The organism is Anabaena sp. PCC 7938 (assembly GCF_049315035.1).
Classification (GTDB): domain Bacteria; phylum Cyanobacteriota; class Cyanobacteriia; order Cyanobacteriales; family Nostocaceae; genus Anabaena; species Anabaena cylindrica.
In genome coordinates this window covers 3,938,134-3,961,406 of record NZ_CP186034.1, presented here as the reverse complement: position 1 = coordinate 3,961,406, position 23,273 = coordinate 3,938,134, and the positions used below count along the sequence as shown (strand labels likewise).

The 23,273-nt window shown below is 42.0% G+C and carries 20 protein-coding genes and 2 pseudogenes; 15 read left to right on the top strand and 7 right to left on the bottom strand.

From position 1 onward, the window contains the following. Nucleotides 1–13: 13 nt before the first annotated feature. A complete protein-coding gene (locus tag ACOWPH_RS18120; protein ID WP_096713120.1) occupies nucleotides 14–250 on the top strand; it encodes a type II toxin-antitoxin system prevent-host-death family antitoxin in 237 nt (78 codons plus the stop codon). Then, nucleotides 237–611: a type II toxin-antitoxin system VapC family toxin gene (locus ACOWPH_RS18115; RefSeq protein ID WP_015216775.1), complete on the top strand. Its 375-nt coding sequence runs from the start codon at nucleotides 237–239 to the stop codon at nucleotides 609–611. Before ACOWPH_RS18120 ends, ACOWPH_RS18115 begins: the two co-directional genes overlap by 14 nt. 5 nt (nucleotides 612–616) lie before the next feature. On the opposite strand, the gene ACOWPH_RS18110 is transcribed toward ACOWPH_RS18115, so the two are convergent. The 3 genes and pseudogenes from ACOWPH_RS18110 to ACOWPH_RS18100 all read right to left on the bottom strand — a co-directional run bounded on the left by ACOWPH_RS18110 (nucleotide 617) and on the right by ACOWPH_RS18100 (nucleotide 3,796). Beyond that, a complete protein-coding gene (locus tag ACOWPH_RS18110) occupies nucleotides 617–2,746 on the bottom strand; it encodes a DEAD/DEAH box helicase family protein (RefSeq protein WP_371834369.1) in 2,130 nt (709 codons plus the stop codon). A gap of 54 nt (nucleotides 2,747–2,800) precedes the next feature. After that, nucleotides 2,801–3,148: pseudogene (locus ACOWPH_RS18105) on the bottom strand (type I restriction enzyme HsdR N-terminal domain-containing protein); the annotation flags it as partial. 84 nt (nucleotides 3,149–3,232) lie between these two features. Continuing rightward, on the bottom strand, nucleotides 3,233–3,796 hold the full coding sequence (locus ACOWPH_RS18100) for a Uma2 family endonuclease (protein ID WP_015216773.1): 564 nt from the start codon (nucleotides 3,794–3,796) through the stop codon (nucleotides 3,233–3,235). A gap of 527 nt (nucleotides 3,797–4,323) precedes the next feature. On the opposite strand from ACOWPH_RS18100, the gene topA reads away from it, so the two are divergent. The 6 genes from topA to ACOWPH_RS18070 all read left to right on the top strand — a co-directional run bounded on the left by topA (nucleotide 4,324) and on the right by ACOWPH_RS18070 (nucleotide 13,919). After that, nucleotides 4,324–6,960: a type I DNA topoisomerase gene (gene topA / locus ACOWPH_RS18095; RefSeq protein WP_015216772.1), complete on the top strand. Its 2,637-nt coding sequence runs from the start codon at nucleotides 4,324–4,326 to the stop codon at nucleotides 6,958–6,960. Nucleotides 6,961–7,461: 501 nt separating this feature from the next. Then, nucleotides 7,462–7,914: a type II 3-dehydroquinate dehydratase gene (aroQ, locus tag ACOWPH_RS18090; RefSeq protein ID WP_015216770.1), complete on the top strand. Its 453-nt coding sequence runs from the start codon at nucleotides 7,462–7,464 to the stop codon at nucleotides 7,912–7,914. Nucleotides 7,915–7,988: 74 nt separating this feature from the next. Beyond that, a complete protein-coding gene (locus ACOWPH_RS18085; RefSeq protein ID WP_015216769.1) occupies nucleotides 7,989–8,915 on the top strand; it encodes an ADP-ribosylglycohydrolase family protein in 927 nt (308 codons plus the stop codon). Nucleotides 8,916–9,325: 410 nt separating this feature from the next. Then, entirely contained in the window at nucleotides 9,326–11,974 is a 2,649-nt protein-coding gene (locus tag ACOWPH_RS18080) for an HD family phosphohydrolase (protein ID WP_015216768.1), read from the top strand. A gap of 497 nt (nucleotides 11,975–12,471) precedes the next feature. Beyond that, on the top strand, nucleotides 12,472–12,765 hold the full coding sequence (locus ACOWPH_RS18075) for a hypothetical protein (RefSeq protein WP_015216767.1): 294 nt from the start codon (nucleotides 12,472–12,474) through the stop codon (nucleotides 12,763–12,765). Nucleotides 12,766–12,839: 74 nt separating this feature from the next. After that, entirely contained in the window at nucleotides 12,840–13,919 is a 1,080-nt protein-coding gene (locus tag ACOWPH_RS18070) for a WD40 repeat domain-containing protein (RefSeq protein ID WP_015216766.1), read from the top strand. Nucleotides 13,920–13,993: 74 nt separating this feature from the next. Here the strand turns inward: ACOWPH_RS18070 and ACOWPH_RS18065 are convergent. After that, nucleotides 13,994–14,116 (bottom strand): annotated as a pseudogene (locus ACOWPH_RS18065) (cytochrome c oxidase subunit 3); the annotation flags it as partial. Between the two features lie 176 nt (nucleotides 14,117–14,292). Here ACOWPH_RS18065 and ACOWPH_RS18060 point away from each other — a divergent pair. Further along, a complete protein-coding gene (locus ACOWPH_RS18060; protein WP_015216765.1) occupies nucleotides 14,293–14,514 on the top strand; it encodes a hypothetical protein in 222 nt (73 codons plus the stop codon). Then, a complete protein-coding gene (locus tag ACOWPH_RS18055) occupies nucleotides 14,492–14,821 on the top strand; it encodes a type II toxin-antitoxin system PemK/MazF family toxin (RefSeq protein WP_015216764.1) in 330 nt (109 codons plus the stop codon). The genes ACOWPH_RS18060 and ACOWPH_RS18055 overlap by 23 nt, the downstream gene beginning before the upstream one ends. Nucleotides 14,822–14,903: 82 nt before the next feature. On the opposite strand, the gene ACOWPH_RS18050 is transcribed toward ACOWPH_RS18055, so the two are convergent. From ACOWPH_RS18050 to ACOWPH_RS18040, 3 genes are all read right to left on the bottom strand, one after another. Beyond that, nucleotides 14,904–15,524: a cytochrome c oxidase subunit 3 gene (locus tag ACOWPH_RS18050; protein ID WP_015216763.1), complete on the bottom strand. Its 621-nt coding sequence runs from the start codon at nucleotides 15,522–15,524 to the stop codon at nucleotides 14,904–14,906. Between the two features lie 70 nt (nucleotides 15,525–15,594). After that, on the bottom strand, nucleotides 15,595–17,289 hold the full coding sequence (gene ctaD / locus ACOWPH_RS18045; protein ID WP_015216762.1) for a cytochrome c oxidase subunit I: 1,695 nt from the start codon (nucleotides 17,287–17,289) through the stop codon (nucleotides 15,595–15,597). Between the two features lie 120 nt (nucleotides 17,290–17,409). Then, on the bottom strand, nucleotides 17,410–18,432 hold the full coding sequence (locus ACOWPH_RS18040) for a cytochrome c oxidase subunit II (protein ID WP_015216761.1): 1,023 nt from the start codon (nucleotides 18,430–18,432) through the stop codon (nucleotides 17,410–17,412). A gap of 414 nt (nucleotides 18,433–18,846) precedes the next feature. On the opposite strand from ACOWPH_RS18040, the gene ACOWPH_RS18035 reads away from it, so the two are divergent. From ACOWPH_RS18035 to aroF, 5 genes are all read left to right on the top strand, one after another. Then, the gene (locus ACOWPH_RS18035) at nucleotides 18,847–19,770 is read left to right on the top strand and encodes a COX15/CtaA family protein (RefSeq protein WP_015216760.1); all 924 of its coding nucleotides are present in this window, start codon (nucleotides 18,847–18,849) and stop codon (nucleotides 19,768–19,770) included. Between the two features lie 141 nt (nucleotides 19,771–19,911). Then, complete coding sequence (locus tag ACOWPH_RS18030) at nucleotides 19,912–20,856, top strand: heme o synthase (protein WP_015216759.1); 945 nt, start codon at nucleotides 19,912–19,914, stop codon at nucleotides 20,854–20,856. A gap of 326 nt (nucleotides 20,857–21,182) precedes the next feature. Further along, the gene (rpsO, locus tag ACOWPH_RS18025) at nucleotides 21,183–21,452 is read left to right on the top strand and encodes a 30S ribosomal protein S15 (RefSeq protein ID WP_015216758.1); all 270 of its coding nucleotides are present in this window, start codon (nucleotides 21,183–21,185) and stop codon (nucleotides 21,450–21,452) included. Nucleotides 21,453–21,464: 12 nt separating this feature from the next. Beyond that, nucleotides 21,465–21,935, top strand: coding sequence for a PAM68 family protein (locus ACOWPH_RS18020; RefSeq protein ID WP_015216757.1), 471 nt, complete (start codon nucleotides 21,465–21,467; stop codon nucleotides 21,933–21,935). 277 nt (nucleotides 21,936–22,212) lie between these two features. Continuing rightward, nucleotides 22,213–23,271: a 3-deoxy-7-phosphoheptulonate synthase gene (gene aroF / locus ACOWPH_RS18015; RefSeq protein WP_015216756.1), complete on the top strand. Its 1,059-nt coding sequence runs from the start codon at nucleotides 22,213–22,215 to the stop codon at nucleotides 23,269–23,271. The last annotated feature ends 2 nt before the right edge of the window (nucleotides 23,272–23,273 follow it).

The following is a 23,273-nucleotide window of genomic DNA, read 5'->3' as shown; positions in this document are numbered from 1 at the left end:
CGTAATTTAAAAAATGAAACCCATCACCATCGATAAATTACCTGAAGACCTAGAAACTCTACTAGCAGAAATTGCCGCCACAGGCGATCGCCTTGAGTTTGACTGGAAAGGCAAACGCTTCCAAATTTTGCCAGCACCGAAAAAAAATAAACTTGAAAAACTTGTTCCTCATCCAGAAGTATACATTGGCGATCCTGACGATCTGGTAAACATCTCTTGGGAGCGAGAAATAAACCTTGATTTACCTTGATACTCACGTCATAATCTGGCTCTATGGAGATGCTTCTAAAAAGCTGTCTACGCTAGCAGAAAGCTTAATATCCGACAACGATATTTGCATATCACCATTGGTTCGCTTAGAGCTAAAGTATCTTTACGAGATTGGCCGTCTAGGTTCATCACCAGATCAAATAATTGAGTATCTAGTCAATCAGACTGACCTAAATATTTGTCAGAAAGACTTTTATCTAATCATTGAAAAAGCCATGAGCATTGAATGGACTCGCGATGTTTTTGATCGTTTAATCGTAGCTAATGCCATGATTGATGAGAATATCTTAATAAGCAAAGATCACAAAATTCTGGCAAACTATAGCTATGCAAGATGGTAAATCAATTATGCAACAAACCTATCTAACTCTATATAGTTTTTAACGTAATCTGGAATCAGATCGCGGTAAGACTTAGGCACAGCCTTAAAATTATCCATCGACAAAACCGGATTTGTCGCTAACTCTTGGTATTTTTTAGTTTCAATAATTTGCCGAATCTGACTATTAGTGACATAAGCCTTAAAGTAATTTTTAATCTCAGGAATTGCCTCTTCTGGCTGATATGCAGCCACAAAATTAGAAAACTCCTCTTCCAGTAACTCATCCTTTGACTTAAAGCGCGGAATTAAACCAAAGATTTTTTCTAATATTTCTCGCAAACTCAAACGGCGATCAACCGCCGCCGCTTTCCGTAACTTATCCAACGTATAAAATTTCTCAGGATCGTCAAATATTTGACGATTAATATAATCAATCACCAGATCCCATTGCCCCGCCTCAACTGCCTCAGCAATCACCCGATTTTCGCGGATCTTCTCCTCAAATTTTTCATAATACAAGCGATCAATCTTCATTCCCTCAAAGCCGATTTTCTCCTCCTTAATGCTCTCCAGAATATCCGCCCCTAAATGTTCATAGGTTGCAATCCCCTTTGTCCCATCGCCGCCATTATCGCCATTACCATCACTTTTCGGCTGAGGTAGTGCTAACACCTCATCATATTTAAACTCTTGATCAAAATATTCACAATTAGCAAAAAAATCAAACAACTTATAAGCGGTCTTGTGCGGTTGTTTAACTCCGTCCTTAATATCGTCATCAAACAACTGTTCCAAAAAATTATGCTTGCGAGTCCCCCGCCCTTTGATCTGAATAAAATCAGTCGGTGAAAAGATGGGACGGAATAAACCAAGATTAAGCAAATCAGGACAGTCATAACCTGTCGTCATCATTCCCACCGTCACACATACCCGCGCCTTACTCGTGCGATAAGTTTCTATAAAATTCGCAGTACCCAACAAATTATTATTTGTAAAATTAATGGTGTGTTGCTGCGCGTCCTTAACTCCTGATGTCACCTGTACGGCAAAATCCGATTGATACTTATTCGGAAACATCCGATCCGCCATCTCATTCAGGATCTGCACCAGTTTTACTGCATGGTTTTGACTTACCGCAAAAATGATCGATTTGCCAATCTCGCCACTAATCGGATCGCGCAAAGCATTCTCTAGAAAAATCTTGCAAAAAAGCTGATTTGTCCCTTCAGCAAAAAATCGTTTCTCGAATTGACGCTGTTTAAAAGTTTCTTGGCGATCGCCCCCATCATCATCTTTAAACTCAACAATAAAACCATCCTTAGACAAAAGCTGAGTCGTTACCTCACTCCTGGCATCTACCACCGTCGGATGAATCAAAAAGCCATCACTCACCCCGTCATTTAACCCATAGGAAAACGTCGGTAAACTATCCGCACAGCCAAAAATGCGATAAGTATCCAACATCATCCGCCGCTCGGATTCTCGTGGATCTTTAGTCGTGGGCTTTGTCTTATCAAACTGCTTGAGATAGTCGCGAGGTGTTGCTGTCAGTCCTAACTTGTACCCAATAAAATACTCAAAAACTGCCCGTGAGTTACCACCTATTGAGCGGTGTGCTTCATCGGAAATTACCAAATCAAAATCAGTCGGTGAAAAGCGATCGCGATACTTGTTATTTACCAGTAATGACTGCACCGTAGTCACGACAATATCGGCACGTCGCCAATCATCCCGATTTTCCTTATAAATTACGGTCTTATAGTCATTTTTCAGCAACAAATCAAAAGCCTTTTTTGCCTGATCCTCAAGCTCAAGGCGATCGACCAAAAATAAAACACGTTGAGCATTTCCAGTCCGCAAAAATAAATTAATCACCGCCGCCGAAGTCAGAGTTTTTCCCGTCCCCGTCGCCATCTGAAACAAAAATCGCTCTTTTCCCTCACTAACCGCCCCTTGCAAAGCCTTAATTGCATTCCTTTGATAAGGTCTTAAAAATCGCAGTTTATTTGTTTCAATAAAATTTGGTCGCTCTGCCTGATTCTTCCACCCTGCCTGATCTTGATAGTCCGGTAGCTGGGTCAGCACTACATAGTTATCTGCGATCGCCTCATCCACAAGACGCTGAGGCTCTGGAATTGTTTTCTGATAACCCATCACCGAGTTAGGTGTAGGAAAATTTGTAATAACGTCGGGATTTCCTCGCTCTAAATCCCAGAAATAATGCAAATCTCCATTAGACAAAATCACAAAACGGCATTGCTGAGACTTGGCATAATCCCGCGCTTGCTCCTTACCAAATAAAGGGTGAATCCCCCCCGCCTTAGCTTCCAGTACAATAAACGGAAATCCGCGATCGTTCAGCAACAAAAAATCAATAAAACCTTTTTTCGTTTTTTCAAAGTTCTCACCGAACTTATCTAAATCTGACGATCCAAGCTGCACGTTAGGCTCAAGACATATATTCGCTGCTTGTCCCCCTTCATCAAAAAAACGCCAGCCAGCCGCCTCAAGTAACTTATTAATCTTAATTCTGGCGGTAGCTTCATTATTTGACATCCAGATCCTCAACAAAAGTTTTATAACAACATATTTTAGTGAGATTAGAAGTAAAATCTCGCCAAATCCAACTATAAAACTAGTTTAGTATTTTTCAAACATCCTCTGAGGAGTAATTTCTAATTCTGGTAAAATTTCATAACTGATGACTTGATTTTCTCGAAAAGTCACAGGCAGAGAAGATGCTGTAAAGACGGTGATAGTTTGAGATATTGTATCCACTATCCAAACCAGAAAAATCCCAGATTGAAGATAATAAGTAGTCTTTTCAATCATGTCTCCAAAAGTTTGACCAGGAGAAATAATTTCAATCACTAATTCTGGGATCACAGGACAAGCTTCATCTTGAAGCCAGTCAGCAGGAAGACGATTATAGGAAATGTATGTTAAATCAGGTATGGGTATCCAATTTTCTTGATTTCTGGTTAATTTAATCCCCCATTCCACGACAACACGACCTTTGCCTTCCGCCCATGTGGATAATATTATAAATAATGCTCCTGTGGTTGAACCATGAAAAAACTTAGGAGACATTTGATCATTTTTATATTTAGGTACAGATTCACCGTTAACAAACTCATAAGCAAGATCACTTTCGGGAAGTGCCAGAAATTCTTCGAGAGTGAGTTTGGTTTTTAATTGAGTCATAAAGGGAACTGGGAATAGGGAACAGAAAAATAATTTGTGTAATTAATTCTGTCCAAGTACTTAATCTAATGTCATTTTGACATATTCTCCCATTTTCTAAGGACTTCTTATCTAGTGGTACACCACAGGTATTGCACTTTAGCTAAGTACTCAATCAGAATTTACTCTGTCCGCTGAGATTCTGCGGCTTTAGCCCTGAAAGTGTCAAAATTGCTCATAACCCCTGTCAATCAAGCAAATAAGGCATCATAGCAGTTACACTCCAGAGATATTTTGAAAACCGTAGTCGCCAATTGTGCGTTAGATAAGTTAAAGATGGAAATATCTGACAACTTATCAATTTGGCATTACCTCCCCCAGTCTTCTGGGACTGACTGTGCCTAAAGTTGAAAGAATTTTCCCCCTTTTGGGCAGTTTGTGTAAGGATTAAATCACTGCTTAGGCGTGATATTTCATCTTGACATTTCGCCGAAATTATCTCAACTTGACTGTTTAGCTTCGCAGCTATTCTTTTTTTTGAAATTTCCATGTCAACTCTCGTCATTGTCGAATCTCCAACCAAAGCTCGTACCATTCGCAACTACCTGCCAAAAGACTATCGGGTAGAAGCTTCAATGGGTCATGTGCGTGACCTCCCGCAATCGGCCAGTGAAATCCCCGCCGCTGTCAAAGGGGAAAAATGGGCGCAGCTTGGGGTGAATATAGAAGCCGACTTTGAACCGGTGTATGTCGTTCCCAAGGATAAAAAGAAAATTGTCACTCAGCTTAAAGATGCCCTGAAAGGTGTTGATGAACTGATATTGGCAACTGACGAAGACCGTGAAGGTGAAAGCATTAGTTGGCATTTATACCAATTGCTAAAGCCAAAAGTGCCAACCAAGCGAATGGTGTTCCACGAAATTACCCAAGAAGCTATTAAAAAAGCTTTGAAAAATTGTCGCACCATTGATGAGCAGTTGGTTCGCGCCCAAGAAACCCGACGCATTTTAGATCGCTTGGTAGGATATACCCTATCTCCTCTGCTATGGAAAAAAATCGCCTGGGGATTATCTGCTGGGCGAGTTCAGTCTGTAGCCGTGTGTCTATTGGTGACAAAGGAACGTCAACGCCGTGCTTTCCATGAAGGTACATACTGGGATTTAAAAGCCAGTTTGCTCCAGGAAAAAACCCCTTTTAGCGCTCAGTTAGTAACCCTGGGAGGTACGAAAGTTGCCACAGGTAGCGATTTTGATGCGGCAACTGGACAAATCACCGCAGGGCGCAATGTGGTCTTGCTCAATGAAGAAGAAGCCATAGACCTCAAAGAACGGCTGACAGGAAAAACTTGGAATGTCAACGACATTGAAGAACGCCCAGTCACCCGGAAACCTGCACCACCGTTTACTACTTCTACACTGCAACAAGAATCTAACCGCAAATTGCGCCTTTCGGCACGAGACACAATGCGGGTGGCTCAAAATTTGTACGAGCAAGGGTATATTACCTATATGCGTACAGATTCGGTACATTTGTCAGATCAAGCGATCGCAGCTGCCCGCAGTTGTGTAGAGCAAAAATACGGCAAACAATACCTCAGCCCCCAACCCCGCCAATACACCACCAAATCCAAAGGCGCACAGGAAGCCCACGAAGCCATTCGCCCCGCAGGTAGTAGTTTCCGTACTCCCCAAGAAACAGCTTTAGGCGGCAGAGAACTGGCGATATATGACTTGATTTGGAAGCGCACCGTCGCCAGTCAAATGGCTGATTCTCGCCAAACACAAATTAGTGTTCAACTGCAAGTAGAAGATGCTGGTTTTCGTTCTTCTGGTAAGCGCATAGATTTTCCCGGCTACCTCCGCGCCTACGTTGAAGGTTCCGATGATCCCGAAGCCGCATTAGAAGACCAAGAGGTAATTTTACCACCACTAAAAGTCGGGGATCATCCCACTTGTAATGAACTGGAATCCGTGGGACATGAAACCCAACCCCCAGCTAGGTACACCGAAGCAAGTCTAGTAAAAACCTTAGAAAGTGAAGGCATTGGTCGTCCTAGTACCTACGCCAGCATCATCGGCACTATCATTGACAAAGGTTATGCCCAGTTGGTAAGTAATGCCTTGATTCCCACCTTCACCGCTTTTGCTGTTACTGACTTATTAGAGAAACACTTTCCCGACATCGTTGATCCCAGTTTTACCTCCAAAATGGAGCAAACCCTAGATGACATCTCCACAGGAGAAGCTAAATGGCTACCCTACTTGCAGAAATTTTATCTAGGCGACCAAGGTTTAGAAACTCTGGTGAGGGAACGAGAAAGTGAAATTGATGCAACTATTGCTAGAACCGTAATATTAGAAAATTTAGATGCTAAAGTCCGCATTGGTAAATATGGTCCTTACATCGAAGTAGATACTGGTGATGGTGTTGTCACAGCATCTATTCCCAAAGACCTCACACCCGCTGATCTTGACCCCAAACAGGTAGAAGTTCTACTGCGGCAAAAAACCACCGGGCCTGACCAAGTGGGACGGCATCCCGAAACAGGTGAACCAATTTATGTGAAAATTGGCACTTATGGGCCTTATGTGCAGTTGGGAGATAAGACAGACGAAAACCCCAAACCTAAACAAGCTTCCCTTCCTAAAGGCGTAACCCATGAAAATGTCACCCTAGACATGGCCGTTGGTCTTTTGGCACTCCCCCGCACATTGGGAGTTCACCCAGCCACTGGAGGGAAAATTCAAGCTAGTTTAGGACGTTTTGGCCCTTACGTTGTTCATGACCAAGGCAAAGAAGGGAAAGACTACCGTTCTTTGAAAGCTGCTGATAATGTATTGACAATTCCTTTGGAACGTGCATTGGAATTATTGTCTGAACCGAAAAAGGGACGTGCTTCTAGCAACAGCAAATCTAAGGCAGCTTTACGGGAATTAGGAACACATCCAGAAGATGATGCTCCTATCAATATCTACGATGGACCCTATGGCCCTTATATTAAGCATGGCAAAACTAATGTGAGTATTCCCGAAGGTCAAACAGTAGAAAATGTAACGCTGTCTACCGCATTGGAATTGCTGCAAGCTAAAGCATCTACCAAATCCACAGGCAAAACCAGAAAATCAACAACTTCTAAAGCTAAGTCATCAACCAGTAGGACGAAAAAGAAGGAAACGGACAGTTAGGGATTGGGAACTGGGGACTGGGGACTGGGAACTGGGGACTGGGGATTGGGGACTGGGGACTGGGGAAGATGAAGAAGTATTTATATTCTGCCACCCAATACCCAATACCCATTACCAATTACCCATTACCAATTACCAATTACCCATTACCAATCACCCATCACTAATGTGATAATCTAAGGAGTAAGGGAAAACACAAAATAAAATTTTAGCAGCAACTTTAGCTCTAAATCTCAGAACGTGTTAACCCTGCTAGAAGCCAGAGGTGCAATAATACGCCAGTTTCTGCGACTAAAGTTAATTAAAATTGAGGTAGTATCTCAGGAGCGTTCAGTTCAATGGATTATATAGAAAAGGTACTGGAAAAGCTTAAAGAGTTAGCGCGGAAGCTAATGGGAGCCTTGCTGGGGCCAGAGGCTGAACCGGAACCGGAACTAATTCCGATTCCTGTGAACGAACGTCGCCGCAGTCGCTAATTATCTGGAGTGATTGGAGTTAACGTTGCCAACTTTAAGTATTTTGATACTGCACGGGCCAAACCTCAATTTACTAGGACAGAGGGAACCGGGAATTTACGGCTCTCTGACCCTAGTAGACATTAATAGACTGTTAGAAGCAGAAGGACTAAAGCTACAGGCAAAAGTTACTGCTGTGCAGTCAAATCATGAAGGAGTCTTGCTAGATACGATTCACCAGGCATTAGGACTACATCAAGGGATTGTAATTAATGCTGGGGCATACACCCATACTAGTTTGGCTCTGCGGGATGCGATCGCTGCTGTGAATTTACCAACTGTAGAGGTGCATCTTAGCAATATTTATCGTCGTGAAGATTTTCGTCATCATTCTTATATAGCTCCAGTGGTAATTGGTCAAATCAGTGGCTTTGGTGTCCAAAGTTATTTGTTAGGTCTACAAGCATTGATACATCATCTGAGAAAGGAAAAAGTCTAGAAGTTTGTTGTAGATTTTGGTTTTTGGAATCTAAACATTTGTAATACAATCTAAAATCTAAAATCTAAAATTGTATGCGTTATTCTCTCGTAAGTCGGGTTAGAGGTATTTTTATAGGCGCATTCTTGGGAGAAAATTTAGCTATTGAAAATGCTGGTGATTTAGGTAAAATGGCTATCTTGGGTAGCCAAAGTTTAATTGCACTAGGTAGATTAAATGTAGATGATTGGTTAAAGCGTCAGCAACAAGCATCTCTTGTTTGGGAAAAAACTGATTATGCTTGGGTAAAAATAATTTTAGCCACCTTACCAGTGGCAATTTTTTTTCACGAAGATACTATTAAACTTAAACACAATTTACTGCAAGTATTACAAATTTGGCATACTGAGCCGATGGTAACAGATGCAGCCCTAGCTATAGGATATGCGATCGCTCAATCTCTCACAGAAAAACTCGACCCCTTGACCCTCATTCCCCAAACGATTTCTTTTCTGGGAGAAACAACCACACCATTAACACAAAAACTATTAAAAATCAATACTTTATTAGCTCAAGGAGCAGAATTAGAACGGGCGCGAACCGAACTGAGTAGACAAGAACCACTAAGTAGCAACATCGCCTTTGCTTTTTATTGCTTTCTGAGTACCTTAGAAGATTGGCAACTAACAGTTTTGCGAACTACAAATAATTCCGGGAAAGAAGATCCTTGGTGTATGGACTCACATCCTAGAAGCGCAATTACTGGAGCCTTATCAGGAGCATATAACAGTACAACAGGCATTCCTGTTAATTGGCAACTGTTAGCCATTAATTCACCCGGCTGGGGACTAAGTAGCTTTTCCCAAATGTTGGAATTAGCTGATGCACTTGTAGCCGTCTGGTCAGGTGTGTATAATATTACCCTGGATACTAACAAGCCCACAAAAGAAGGATGTGGCATAAATCGGGAATTGACTCCACTATCTATCTTTGCTGCACCCCGCGTTATTCGCCCGCGATGAAGCATAAATTTTTAATTGCCTGGATTTAAACCGCGTCTACTTTGAAACTAATAGTTTTTTTTAATGGTTTTGTTCCTAAATCCTGTACTCTTCCCTGTGATGCACTGAGCAGTTCGGCAAGCTCACTGTAACACTTGTCGAAGTGTTCCCTTTTTATAAAACTCCAGTTTTCAACTTGGACGAGGTTTATCTGGTTTTGGATAAGTTTTTTTAGGGCAGATCAGCTGCTACAATTCACACAAACCAATGCGTAAGAAAAACCGCTGTCTGATATGTAGTTGTTTTGGTTATCTGCTAAAAACTCTATTCGATAGAATCAATTTATGTATATATAAGCCAATAATTCATGGAGCAGTAGTCAAGATTGTCTTGTTTTGGGCTATCAAAGTAAGGAACTACACCCAGAGGTAATGAAAACGCAGAAATTTTTGCGGTCTTTAAACCAGCAATTAAGGCAATGGCGGCGACAGTGCAAAGTGTTATGCCGTAAAGCGAAGTGGCTGGGTTTGGCGAGTAGTCCCAGCAGTCAGAGTCATAACAAAAAATTTTTCAGGAATATCCTCAAGAATTTACTTGTGTTTTTGTTACCAGCTACTGATGAAGGTGGACACCGACAAGGAAGAAAAGCTCTTCACTCAACGCCCAAATCTTTCAAAACGAAGCCTGGCATTTATGCTGTTGTTTTCAGCTGGTTATACAAAAAGCGTTCTGCGGTGATTTTGGTGATTACCGTGATATCTCTCACAGGTGTTATGGGGCATGAATTATATAACCAGCCGCAGATGAAAGTTGGTTCTTTTGCACCACAGACATTTATTGCCCCTAATACTGCAAGTATCGAGGATCGCAAACAAACAGAAGACGAGCGCAAAGCAGTGAGAAATCGTTCTCAGCCTGTATTGATGATTAATGCCCAAAAAAATGAACAAATTAACGAACATTTGCGACAACTGCTCGATGATGCTAATGAACTTCGTGCTATTGCTGGGCCTTTTCCTTTTTTTGATGTATCGGTTTTGTCTATTCCTACCCAACGCTATCTCCGTTCTTGTCTGGAGTCTGAATGGCAACAGCTAAAAGTAACTTTAGAAAATAATCAGAAACAAAATTATAAATTGTTGATGCCTAAGTCGAGGCCAATTGATAGACAACCATTTTCCAGACCTTTGCGTAGTCCGCTGTTGTCCTTATCTATACCCTTAATCAAGGAGGGACAGACGGATATTTCTCAAGCATTAGCAGAATTAGAAGCTTATCGCCTCACTAATTCAGAAAAAAATCTATCTTTACTAGTTGCCCAAATAAATCAAATTAGATCTGGATATGCCAAAGCTACTGAGAAACTTGTAAAAATGGAGGCAGAACGATCGCAGAGAGTATATTCAGAAACTTTCCTTTTACAACTGTCAGATGAGGATTGGATAAAAGCACAACTGGGAGTACACCAAAGTGCAGAACGGATGCTTACTCAAGGTATAGCACCTGGACTGCCGCGTAGTATTTTACAGGATGCGGTGAGCCTACAAGTACAAATTTCTGTCCCTGGTGAAGCTGAATCATTGGCAAGTAAAGTTTTGTTGGCTGTACTCCGGTCGAATCTCACGCAAGATGAAGAACAAACGAGACAAAAGGCTCAATTAGAAGCGGATAAAGTGCCATCGGTAATGCAAAAAGTGCGGCAAGGAGAAGTCATCGTTAAGAAGGGGGAACGAATTACAGAATGGAAATTTGATGTGCTTGAGCATTATCACTTGATTCGGAGGGAGGTAGATTGGCTGGCTTTAATTCTTTTAGGAGGTTTGGTTAGCATAGCTCTTGGTGTTTTTGTCTGGGTAGAAATGCGTATTGGCAATCACCTGCGAGAACGCGATCGCTTTTTGATATTATTGCTCACCCTTAGTATCCCTAGTGTTTTGGCAATGGGTGTGCCATATACTACATGGAGTGCTATTGGTTTATTGTTGGGCAGTTTTTATGGCCCGACTTTGGGAGTAACAGTTGTCGGACTACTATCACTGATACTACCAGTGAGTATGGAGATTAGTAAGATTGGGCTGCTGGCTGGTGCTGCGGGGGGAATCTTGGGCAGTTATGTCGCCCAAAGATTTAAATCTCGTGAGGAATTGGCATTATTAGGTATTGTTCTTGGCTTGACTCAAGGCAGCATTTACTTGGGTTTGAATATACTTGTTGGTGCGGCGTTTGGTTCTGCTTGGTATATTGTCCTGCAAGAAGCACTGTTATTTGCTGTATCTGGCTTGGCGTGGAGTATTATTGCTTTGGGTTTAAGTCCTTATTTGGAAAAACTGTTTGATTTAATTACTCCGATTCGTTTGGCAGAACTGGCTAACCCTAACCGTCCGTTATTAAAACGACTAGCTACTGAAACACCGGGAACTTTTCAACATACGTTGTTTGTGGCGACTCTAGCTGAAGCTGCGGCCAAAAAACTGCGCTGCAATGTGGAGTTAGTTAGGGCTGGGACACTGTACCATGATATCGGTAAAATGCATGACCCTTTAGGATTTATTGAAAACCAAATGGGAGGACCGAATAAACACGAAACGGAAATTAAAGATCCTTGGCAAAGTGCGGCAATTATCAAAAAGCACGTAACTGAAGGTTTGGTAATGGCTAAAAAACATAGTCTACCCACAGCGATTCAAGCTTTTATTCCCGAACATCAGGGTTCAATGGCGATCGCTTATTTTTATCACCAAGCCCAGCAAATGGCTAAGGAAGACCCCAATATTATCGTCAATAAAGCAGATTTTTGTTACGATGGACCAATTCCCCAATCTAGAGAAACAGGAATTGTCATGTTAGCTGATTCTTGTGAGGCTGCATTGCGAAGTCTTAAAGATGCTACTCCAGAACAAGCATTAAATATGCTGAATAATATTATCCGGGCTAAATGGCAAGATGAACAATTAATAGACTCTGGATTAACAAGAGAAGAAATATCAAAAATTTCTCAAATATTTGTAGATGTGTGGCAGCAATTCCATCATAAACGTATTGCTTATCCAAAATTAAAAGCTAGTAGTGAAAGACTATAGCACTTTTAAAATGATATGTGAAAATAAATACAGCAGGAGTCAGGAGTTAGGAGTCAGGAGTAAAACTGGCTTGGTATCTGGCTTTGCAGTTAGATCCTGTACCGTATGGCTACGCCACACAAGCTATCGGCTGACGCTCACGGTGGAGTCTCATTGATCTGCAATAAACCTTATCGAATCAATGATTGAGTCTCAGTATAATGAACAAAAATCAAACCGGATTCCTATATTTGTATCTTGGTTGACGGGATTTGTGTTACGGAAGTTTCGGTTCAAGATTTAATCAAGTTTCTTACCTGCTGTCACCTGCTATATGATTGGCAGGAAATTACTAAACATAATAGGGAATTACTACACTACCTCTCCAACCCCAAAAAATTATAATATTATATGCCTTGATAGCCTTAAATCAGAAATATCTATCGCCTGTGAGGTATTCTAGGTTAGATTCTAGGTTAAATTTATACAAAAAGTTAACGGGAACTGAATAAGCTGTGATGAACGCTGTATTACCTCGTTTTTTGAAGTCAGCATATCGGAAAGAACCTATCATTAGTGCATTAATCACCATGGGTGTAGTAGATGCACTAATTGGGGGTTTGGATGATAGCTGGTCGTTATTCGCTTTTGGTTTGGGAACAACAGGAATAGCTCTGGCCTTTAAGTTATGGCGGATGCAACAGCGTCCCCCTTTACCAGATGAGCCTGTAGTGCAACATTATTTACCGTCTAACTCTTCCAGTCCACCTTTACCAATCATGACCGTTTCCAAGAAAAAACCACGCCAGTAGGTAGGGCTGAATACCGAGTACTGAATATTGAGTCTTGATTTAATTCAATAGGTGTCAACAGGTGAGGATAAAGTGTGAGAAGTGAAGAAAGAAGGGGAATTAATACGGTTATTCGGTCTTGTATCAGTTTGGTATTCATGACATCTGTAGCTCTGTCAATTCCTATGAATCAAGAGTTTTACAGTCATCCTGCTTACGCTGCTGATGAATTAAAGACAAACTCCCCAGATAGTAAAACTTTTGCTAATCCCCAACTACTTCACACCTTAATCGGGCATACAGGTGCTATTAAATCCCTAGCTTTTAGCCCAAATGCTAAACTTTTGGTCACTGGTGGGGCAGAAAATGAGGGTATAATTCGCTTCTGGAATCCTCAAAAGGGCAAAAATTCGGGTAAAATTAACAGAGCGCATCAAGGATCTGTAGACTCTATCTTGATTACTCCCAATGGTGAAACTCTGATTAGTTGTGGTAGTGACTACAGAATTAACCTTTGGAATCTCAAAAATCTTCAGTTTAGCCGTTCCTTCGTTGGACATACAAGTCCAATATTGTCTTTAGCGGTTTCTGCTGATAGCAAAGTTCTTGCCAGTGGTGGTTTAGATGGGATTCGCTTGTGGGATTTAAAACGACAAATGCCACTAGCTACCTTGGTACGCTTTGATAATATAATTTACACCCTAGCTCTTAGTCCTGATGGGCAGACCTTGGCTAGTGGTGATAATAAAGGTGTAGTTAAGCTATGGGATTTGCGTAGTAACAAATTAATCCGAGCATTTGTGGCACATTCTCAAATAGTAACTGGGTTAGCTTTTACACCCAATGGCGAAGCTTTAGTTAGTGCCAGTCGGGATGCCAGCATCAAAGTTTGGAATGTCAACAGTGGTGAACGAATCCACACCCTCACCGGACATAATAATTGGGTGAACACTGTTGCTATTCATCCTGATGGTAAAACCCTAGCCAGTGGTGGCAAAGATGGAATTAAGCTGTGGGATTTAACTACGGGTGAGTTAAAAAATACTTTTGATAGTCAGAGTAAGTCGGTGAATGCGTTAGCGCAGCCCATTGAGGATATTGCTTTTAGTCGTGACGGGCAATTTCTGTCTAGTGGTGGATTTGATGGGAAAATTCATATTTGGCGGAGTCGGTAAAAAACCTATAAAAAAACCCCCAAATGGAGGTTGATAAGTTATTCAAGTGGAGTGAACAACTAAGTAATTAATACCTAAAGTAGATATAGTAATCCGAACAGAATGATCCAAATTACATCTACAAAGTGCCAGTACAGTTCAGCGGCTTCAATACCGAAGTGCTTTTCGTTGCTGTAGTGTCCGGGAGTGCGCGATCGCTATAAAACTTCAATAAATAGATTGCTAGGCTGTTTTGATTGCCTGGAGTACAATAAATTTAAACGAATTCTTCCAAGCATATTACGCATTTTAGGATGGACGGGGATTAAAATTCCTTGAGCCGCTTCCCTTTCAGCCTTGAAGAGACTGAGTTTCCCGCATCCCATGAGGTTTTATGAAAAATAAAATAGTTAATATCACTTATGAAGTTGAACTTAACCCAGGGGAAAAGTTGGCTTTACCAGAATCATTATTAGAAAGTATAGGCGCAGGAAATTGGATAATTACTATCCAACCAAAGCCTAATCATTTGGTAATTACTCGCGGCCATGACGCATTTTTAAAAGGCTACTCTTCAGCAGATGAGGGACTTTATGATGACTATACATCCGGGTGAATTCTGGGTGGCTGATATTCCCTTTACCAATGGTATAAGTTCTAAAAAACGCCCTATTCTTATACTTTGGTTAGATGGAGATGATGTGATAGCCGCAGTGGTTACTTCTGCACAACCACGCACACAAACGGATGTAGTGTTAAATGATTGGAAAATTGCTGGTCTGCGTATTCCCTCAACTGTGCGTTTATCTAGACTTGATTGCTTAGAAAAATCTTTGTTAATAGCTAAAATCGGACTAATTTTTGGATCAGATGCAGACCAATTGAAAACTATATGGGATGCCTATATTAAACCTCAATTTTAATCTGAATAAATGGCAATAAAAAACCCCCTGGGTGGGGGAATGTAAGTTATTCAAGTAGAGTGAACAACCAAGTAATTAATACTTAAAGTAGATACAGTAATCCAAACAGAATGATCCAAATTACGTCTACAAAGTGCCAGTACAGTTCAGCGGCTTCAATACCGAAGTGCTTTTCGTTGCTGTAGTGACCGGGAGTGCGCGATCGCCACAAAACTGCTAAAATCGCCAATACTCCAATAGTTACGTGCAGTCCGTGGAAGCCAGTTAAGACGTAAAATGCACTGGCAAATAAATTTGTAGTTAAACCAAATTCTAAATGGGTGTATTCATAAACCTGACCCATCAAGAAAATCGCACCCATAGCGGCAGTAATGGCCAACCAAGTCCGCATTCCTTTGACATCATTAGTTTTGATCGCAGTATCACCCTTATGCATGACAAAACTGCTGCTAATCAAAATAATGGTATTCACACCAGGTAGCAAAAGTTCTAACTCTGGTGTACCTGCGGGAGGCCAGACAGGTAAGATAGAACGGAAAGCTAAATAAGCCCCGAACATCCCTACAAAAATCATCCCCTCAGCAATCAAGAAGACAACCAACCCAAACATCCGATGATCTGGATGTGCTTCATGATGGTCAACAGATGCTGCGTGGTGATGATTTTGTTCAACTTGTGCTGTGTCAATTATCTGACTTTGCATGAATTTTTAAATTGGTAATGGATAATTCGTAATTCGTAATTCGTAATTAAAGAAAATTACGAATTATTAATTACACACCAGACTCAATGGTTGGATATGGTTCGTCAGGTTGAACGCTTAACACTGCACTGACATCAACTTTTTTCTCACCGACACCATAGTCATAAGGGCCAGTAGTCAATACGGGCAGTTTTTCAAAATTCTCTATTGCTGGTGGTGAAGTAGTCATCCACTCTAGAGTGAGTCCTTGCCATGGGTTGTTACCAGCTTTAGGCCCGTATAACCAACTCCAAATTGCATTGATAATAAAGGGTAATGTGGAAATGGCGAGAATATAAGACCCGTAAGTGCAAATTTCATTCAATGATGTAAATTTGGGGTCATATTGGGCAATACGGCGATTCATACCCATCATGCCTAGCTTGTGCATGGGTAAAAAGGTCATATTTAGACCAACAATGGTTAAAACAAAGTGAACCTTACCCCAAAATTCATTGATCATTCTTCCCGTCATTTTCGGGAACCAGTGGTAGATAGCGGCAAAGATCCCTAAAACGCTACCACCAAAGAGAACGTAGTGCAGGTGTGCCACTACAAAGTAAGTATCGTGAACGTGAATATCAAAAGGCACAGATGCCAACATTACGCCACTGATACCGCCAATTACAAAAGTTCCTAAAAAGCCCATTGCAAACAACATGGGACTATTGAGACGGATTTTGCCGCCCCAGATGGTTGCTAACCAACCAAAAATTTTAATGCCCGTGGGTACAGCAATGATCATTGTGGTGATCATAAAAAACATTCGTAACCAGCCAGGGATACCGCTGGTAAACATATGATGCGCCCAGACAATTAGACCCAAAAAGCTGATAGCTAGAGACGAAAAAGCGATCGCTTTATAGCCAAAAATTGGTTTGCGAGCATGAACTGGCAGAATTTCCGAAATTGCCCCAAAAAACGGCAAAATCATAATGTAAACCGCAGGGTGCGAGTAAAACCAGAACATATGCTGGTACACCACCGGATCACCACCACCAGTCGGATTAAAAAATGTTGTCCCTGCCAATAAGTCAAAGGAAAGGAGAATCAACGCTCCCGCTAAAACAGGTGTCGATATCAATACCAGTGCGGAAGTTGCGAACATTGACCAGCAAAACAAAGGCAATTGATAGATACCCATGCTAGGAACACGCATTTTCAGCAGGGTGACAATAAAATTAATTGCCCCCAAAATCGAAGACGTACCCAACAGTAAGACACTCATAATCCAAATAGCCTCACCCACTTGACCTGTTACCAAGCTCAAAGGAGGGTAGGAAGTCCAACCGGCATCTGGGGCATCACCCACTACTAAACTAGCGATGAGCAATATACCCGCTGGCGGAATCATCCAAAAAGCCACAGCATTCAAGCGGGGGAAAGCCATATCCCTAGCCCCAATCATCAAGGGAATGAGATAGTTAGCAAAACCTGCCCCTGCTGGTACGATCCACAGGAAAATCATGATAGTGGCGTGGAGTGTAAACAGGCTGTTATAGACTTCTGGAGTAACAAAATCTACGTCAGGAGTACGTAATTCTGTCCGCACTAAGTCAGCCATCACGCCGCCAATACAGTAAAAAATAAACGAAGTGACTAAGTATTGAATACCAATCACTTTATGATCGGTACTAAAGCCAAAGAAGTCACGCCAATGTCTTTCCCCTTCTTCTTCAATATGAGCAGGGATATTAGCAGTTTCTTGTAACTGTGCTTGTGTCATAGTCTGAATAAGGAGTTCAGGAGTTCAGGAGTCAGGAGTCAGGAGTCAGGAGTCAGGAGTCAGGAGTTTAAAATTTTCCTAATTCCCTGTTAAATATCTTCAAGACAGAGAACAAGAGAATTATTCTGTAACTCCTGCAAATCCTACAACTTCTGAACTTCTGTGGAAAGGCAGCATTTCTGAATGAATTCCCATGTCCTTAGTGTAGGGGGCGAGAAATTCATCTGCGGATAAATCCGTCGGGTTAACGGCAACGGCTTGATTCAGGGTTTCCTTACTAGCAACTAGCTGTTCTTGCATCCAAGTGTCATAAGCCTCTTGGGACTCTACCACTACTTGTGTTCTCATCGCCCCGTGGTATGGTCCACAAAGTTCAGCACAAATTAAGGTATACTCACCCACCTTATTGGGTGTGAAGCGAATCTCACTTTGTCTACCGGGGATCACATCTTGTTTGAGGCGAAATTCTGGAACCCAGAAGGCATGGATGACATCGTTAGCTGTCATATTCATTTCCACTTGTTGACCGACGGGTATATGGAGTTCACCAGTTGTCACGCCTGTATCTGGATAAGTGAAAATCCAAGCATACTGGAGTGCAGAGACGTTAACGACTAATTGTGATGGCTTTTCCCCTTGTTGGGGAGTGACATTATCTACTTGGGCAATCAGGTTTGGTTCAGTGCTAGGAGGTGTATCGCTTAAAGTGGCAGCAATAGCTGTTCCTGGCATTGACATTGATTCTTGCATCATCGGCATTTCCGGGGCAGCATGGACTGCATGAGGATCAAAGCCACCGATTTCGTTGTAGACATCAAAGCTATAAACAGAAATACCGAGGACGATAATCGCTGGGATCGCCGTCCAGAGTATTTCTAGAGGTACATTACCCTCAATTGCTGGCCCATCTTCATTGTCACCCGCACGGCGGCGGTATTTAAATGCAGCATAAATTAAAATACCTTCAACAAGTAGAAAGATACCTGTAGAGACGATCATCATCGTGTTGAATAGACCATCTACTAAGATGGCTTCATCAGATGCGGCTGTGGGTAACAGACCGTGATTTTGACCGTACCAAAGGCTGGCTAAGGTTAGCACAATGCCAATGAGTAATGTCCAGATCGAACTTGGAATTTTCACGGCTTACTTAACTGAATTTACTACGTTATTTCAAAGTCACTCACTTACTAAGGTAGTGCAGACTATAGAATATAGGGTCTCAATGTCTGAAATTTTTATTAATTTTTTTAATAAGTTGAGTAATCTTGAGTAAAAGGGATTTATGTGATATCGCTAACAAATAATGACAATTATATAGAAGAATTTTTGGAAAATTTTAGTAAATTCTTAAGAATTGCCATTAATTAATTATTCATATCTTAAAAAATACCTAAATCTTACAGATAAAAGTACCTGAAGTGATTCAAAGTATAAGTAAAAGCGGAAGCCAATCTATAAATCTTAGCTCATAGGTTAGGGTGTAGATAGGTCTGGATTGACTCAAATAGATAATTTATAAGAATATCTACCTCAAGCGGGCGGAAGGTATCGTTGATGAACGAATTTGTCCTACAACAACAAAATGAAGCGGCTGCCCAACACAATAGCCCCAAGGAAGTAATTCGTCGCTTGGTGTGGAAGATTTGCATAGCCACCTTGATTTTGATGGCCATAGGCAGTGCTACCCGCGTGATGAATGCTGGACTTGCTTGCCCCGATTGGCCTCTGTGCTATGGGGAATTGGTGCCTGCCAAGCAAATGAATCTCCAGGTGTTTTTGGAGTGGTTTCACAGATTAGATGCAGCTTTGATTGGTTTTAGCGCGATCGCACTTTCGGGTTTATCCTGGTGGCATCGTCGTGTTTTACCCAACTGGCTACCTTGGGCTTCTACATTCGCCCTGTTTTTAATTGTCTTTCAAGGCGTTTTGGGGGGACTTACTGTTACTGAATTGCTGCGGTTTGATATTGTTACCGCCCATTTGGGAACGGCACTATTGTTTTTCACTACTCTCTTAGTCATCGGTACAGCACTTAGCCCATATCAAGGGACTGGAACGGTTGGTAAGCTGCCTTGGGTGGGTTTAACTGCCTCTATTTTCGTTTACTTGCAAAGTCTACTAGGGGCTGTTGTCGGTTCTCGCTGGGCTGTACACCAATGTTTTGGTGATTCTCAGCTTTGTGGAGTGATGTACAGCCATATTGTAGGTTTGCTGCCACCAACGGTGGCTATTTTGGCAATAGTTTTTATCTCTTGGCGGACACCCGCTTTACATCCAGCTTTGCGCCGACTGGCAAATATGGCTGGTAGTCTGTTGATTTTACAACTACTGTTGGGAGTTGCGACTTTCCGGCTACATCTACAAGTTGAACCTCTGACTGTGACTCACCAAGCTGTAGGTGCTACTTTGCTGGGTACTTTGGTTGTGTTCACAGTTTTATCACTCCGCGACAGAACACTTAGTAACTCAAGTTGCTAGTAATTGGTAATGGGTAATTGGTAATTGGTAATTGGCAAAATTCGTCTCTATTCCCTTCTTACTGTCACCTGTCACCTGTCATCTGTCACCTGTCACCTAGTCACCTCGTAATTGATAACTGAGAAAGGAAGTAGAGCCGACATGATTGAGACTAATGTCTCTCGCCACCACGATACATTTCTACAAGTTGTTCAAAGCTACTACCAGCTAACTAAGCCCCGGATTATTCCGTTGCTGTTAATTACTACGGCTGGGAGTATGTGGATTGCTGCTCAGGGACAAGTAGACCCTTTGTTGTTGCTAGTAACACTAATTGGTGGTACTTTGGCTGCTGCTAGCGCTCAGACGATTAACTGTATCTATGACCGAGATATAGATTACGACATGGAACGGACGCGCCATCGTCCTATGCCTTCTGGTAGGGTTCAGCCCCGTGATGCTTTAATTTTTGCGATCGCTCTGGCTGTTGGTTCTTTTACCATCCTCACAGTATTTGCAAATTTATTAGCAGCACTTTTGGCTTTTTCTGGCATTATTTTTTACATTTTGGTCTATACCCACTGGCTGAAACGCCACAGCACTCAAAATATCGTCATTGGTGGTGCTGCGGGAGCAATCCCAGCTTTGGTGGGTTGGGCGGCTGTAACTGATACTTTAAGCTGGGCGGCATGGCTAATTTTTGCGATCGTCTTTTTATGGACTCCGCCTCATTTCTGGGCTTTGGCTTTGATGATTCGTGATGATTACGCCAAGGTGGGCATACCTATGTTACCAGTGGTAGCAGGTGATGAAGCCACTGTCCGGCAAATTTGGTATTACACGGTGATTACCGTAACTGCCACAGTACTATTGTTTTATCCTTTACACGCCAGTGGTGTTGTTTATGCCTTTGTGGCTTTGACATTGGGAGGAATATTTGTTCACAAAGCCTGGCGCTTGCTGCAAAATCCCGAAGATCGGACTAAAGCTAGAGAGTTGTTTCTTTATTCCATCTCCTACATGATGCTGTTGTGTCTGGCGATGGTGGTTGATAGTTTACCGATTACTCACAGTTTGGTAAGTGCTGTGATCAATCTGTTTAGTTAGGAAGAGCGATGTGCGATCGCATGAAGGTAACTGCCTAAAGCGATCGCATTTCTTGGTCTTGAGAGTGCGATTCCTAGGGTGAGCTAAGAGCTTTTTTTAACGCAGAGGAACGCTGAGGTTAACGCGGAGGGTCGCTGAGGTTTATTTATATATTTTTAAACGGGGTTGTAGAGGAAATAGAACAATAGCGATCGCTTTGAGAAGGGCAAATTGCTCAAAAGCCAGCATCTCAGTAGTCACAAAGCTAATTCACCACACAGATTGAAGGCTGTGATATTATGGGAGACTGCTGCATACATTTAGAAAAAATCACAATTTAATCGCTCATGGCTCTGACGCAACAGCGCAAACAAGAACTTATTTCGGGCTACCAAGTCCATGAAACCGACACCGGTTCGGCCGATGTCCAAATCGCTATGTTGACTGATCGCATTAACCGCCTCAGTCAACATCTCCAAGCTAATAAGAAAGACCATTCCTCCCGCAGAGGATTATTGAAGATGATTGGACAACGCAAGCGTCTTCTCAGCTATATCCAAAAGGGCAGTCGGGAAAAGTATCAAGCTTTGATTGCTCGTCTCGGTATTCGTGGTTAGGAATTGCTGCTTATGCCTGCTGAAGAATCAGAACGTAGTCGCTTACCTTTTGAGCCAAACAAAAAGCGCCCAAAACCAGTAAAGGCTAAAACTCAACCCGCCCCCAAGCCACAGGAGTCTGGTAAACAGACGCAAAAGCAGCCACCCTTCACCAAGGAAGAAATGGCTATTCCTGAGGTTGTTAGCCAACGGATGATCCGCCGAGTGGCTGCGTTTTGTGGTGTACCCACAACTTTGGGTATTGTCAGTCTTGTTGCCAGTTATCTACTGGTCATATATGCCCATATCCAACTACCTCCCATCGCTGTGTTATTAGTAAATATGGGATTATTTGGTTTAGGGGTATTGGGGATAACCTATGGTGTTCTTTCTGCCTCTTGGGATGAAGAAAGACCTGGAAATTTACTAGGTTTAGATGAGTTTAGTACCAACTGGGGAAGGATGATCGAGGTTTGGCGCGAAACTCGCAGCAAGAACGTCTGAGAATCAGCGCTCAGGTATCTAGATAACTGCAATATTGGGTAAATTGAAGAATGAATGTTGAAGTTGAAATTTTATCACTTCAACATCAATATTAAGAAAAATATATATTGTCTTGTTTATACCCAATATTCAGAAGAAAGTACCGAGCGCTACATTTTTTTATATAAAAATATTTGAATAATTTATTTTTTGGTATCTCTAACTTCTGAATTCTTACTAAATCAAACTACATTACTGAATCGCTAAATAATCTACCCAAATACATAGGAACTTTAACATGATTGTTGTTATGAAAGTTGGTTCCCCGCAAGCCGAAATAGACCGTATTGAAGAAGAATTAACTAGCTGGGGATTAACACCAGAAAAAATCATTGGCAAGCATAAAGTAGTAATAGCTCTAGTAGGTGAAACTGCTAACTTAGACCCCTTGCAAATTCAGGAATTGAGTCAATGGATTGAGCAAGTTTTACGAGTAGAAGTACCTTACAAGCGGGCTAGTCGCCAGTTCCGTCATGGGGAAGCTTCGGAGGTGGTGGTGAAGACTCCCGATGGAAATGTGGTGTTTGGTCAACACCATCCTTTGGTAGTTGTGGCAGGGCCTTGCTCTGTAGAAAATGAAGAAATGATTGTGGAGACGGCTCGGCGTGTTAAGGCTGCTGGCGCTAAGTTTTTGCGTGGTGGGGCATACAAACCCCGGACTTCACCTTATGCTTTTCAAGGTCACGGCGAAAGTGCTTTGGAATTGTTAGCTAAGGCGCGGGAAGTGAGCGGACTCGGCATTATTACCGAAGTGATGGATACTGAAGACTTGGAGAAAATTGGCGAAGTTGCCGATGTCATTCAAGTGGGTGCGAGAAATATGCAGAATTTCTCCATGCTCAAAAAAGTTGGGGCGCAACCGAAACCAGTGCTTTTAAAACGAGGCATGGCGGCGACAATTGAAGACTGGTTAATGGCGGCTGAGTATATTTTGGCTGCGGGTAATCCTAATGTGATTTTGTGTGAACGGGGAATTAGAACTTTTGACCGCCAGTATACCCGCAATACTCTAGATTTGTCGGTTGTGCCGGTGTTGAGAAAGCTGACTCACCTACCAATTATGATTGATCCCAGTCATGGTACTGGTTGGTCTGAATTTGTTCCTTCTATGGCTATGGCTGCGATCGCAGCTGGTACAGATTCTCTCATGATTGAGGTACATCCCAATCCTGCCAAAGCCTTATCTGATGGGCCCCAATCTTTAACACCAGACCGTTTTGATCATTTGATGCAAGAGTTGTCCGTGATTACCAAAGTCATGGGACGCTGGCCGCAACCTGTAACTGTAGCAGTTTAAAA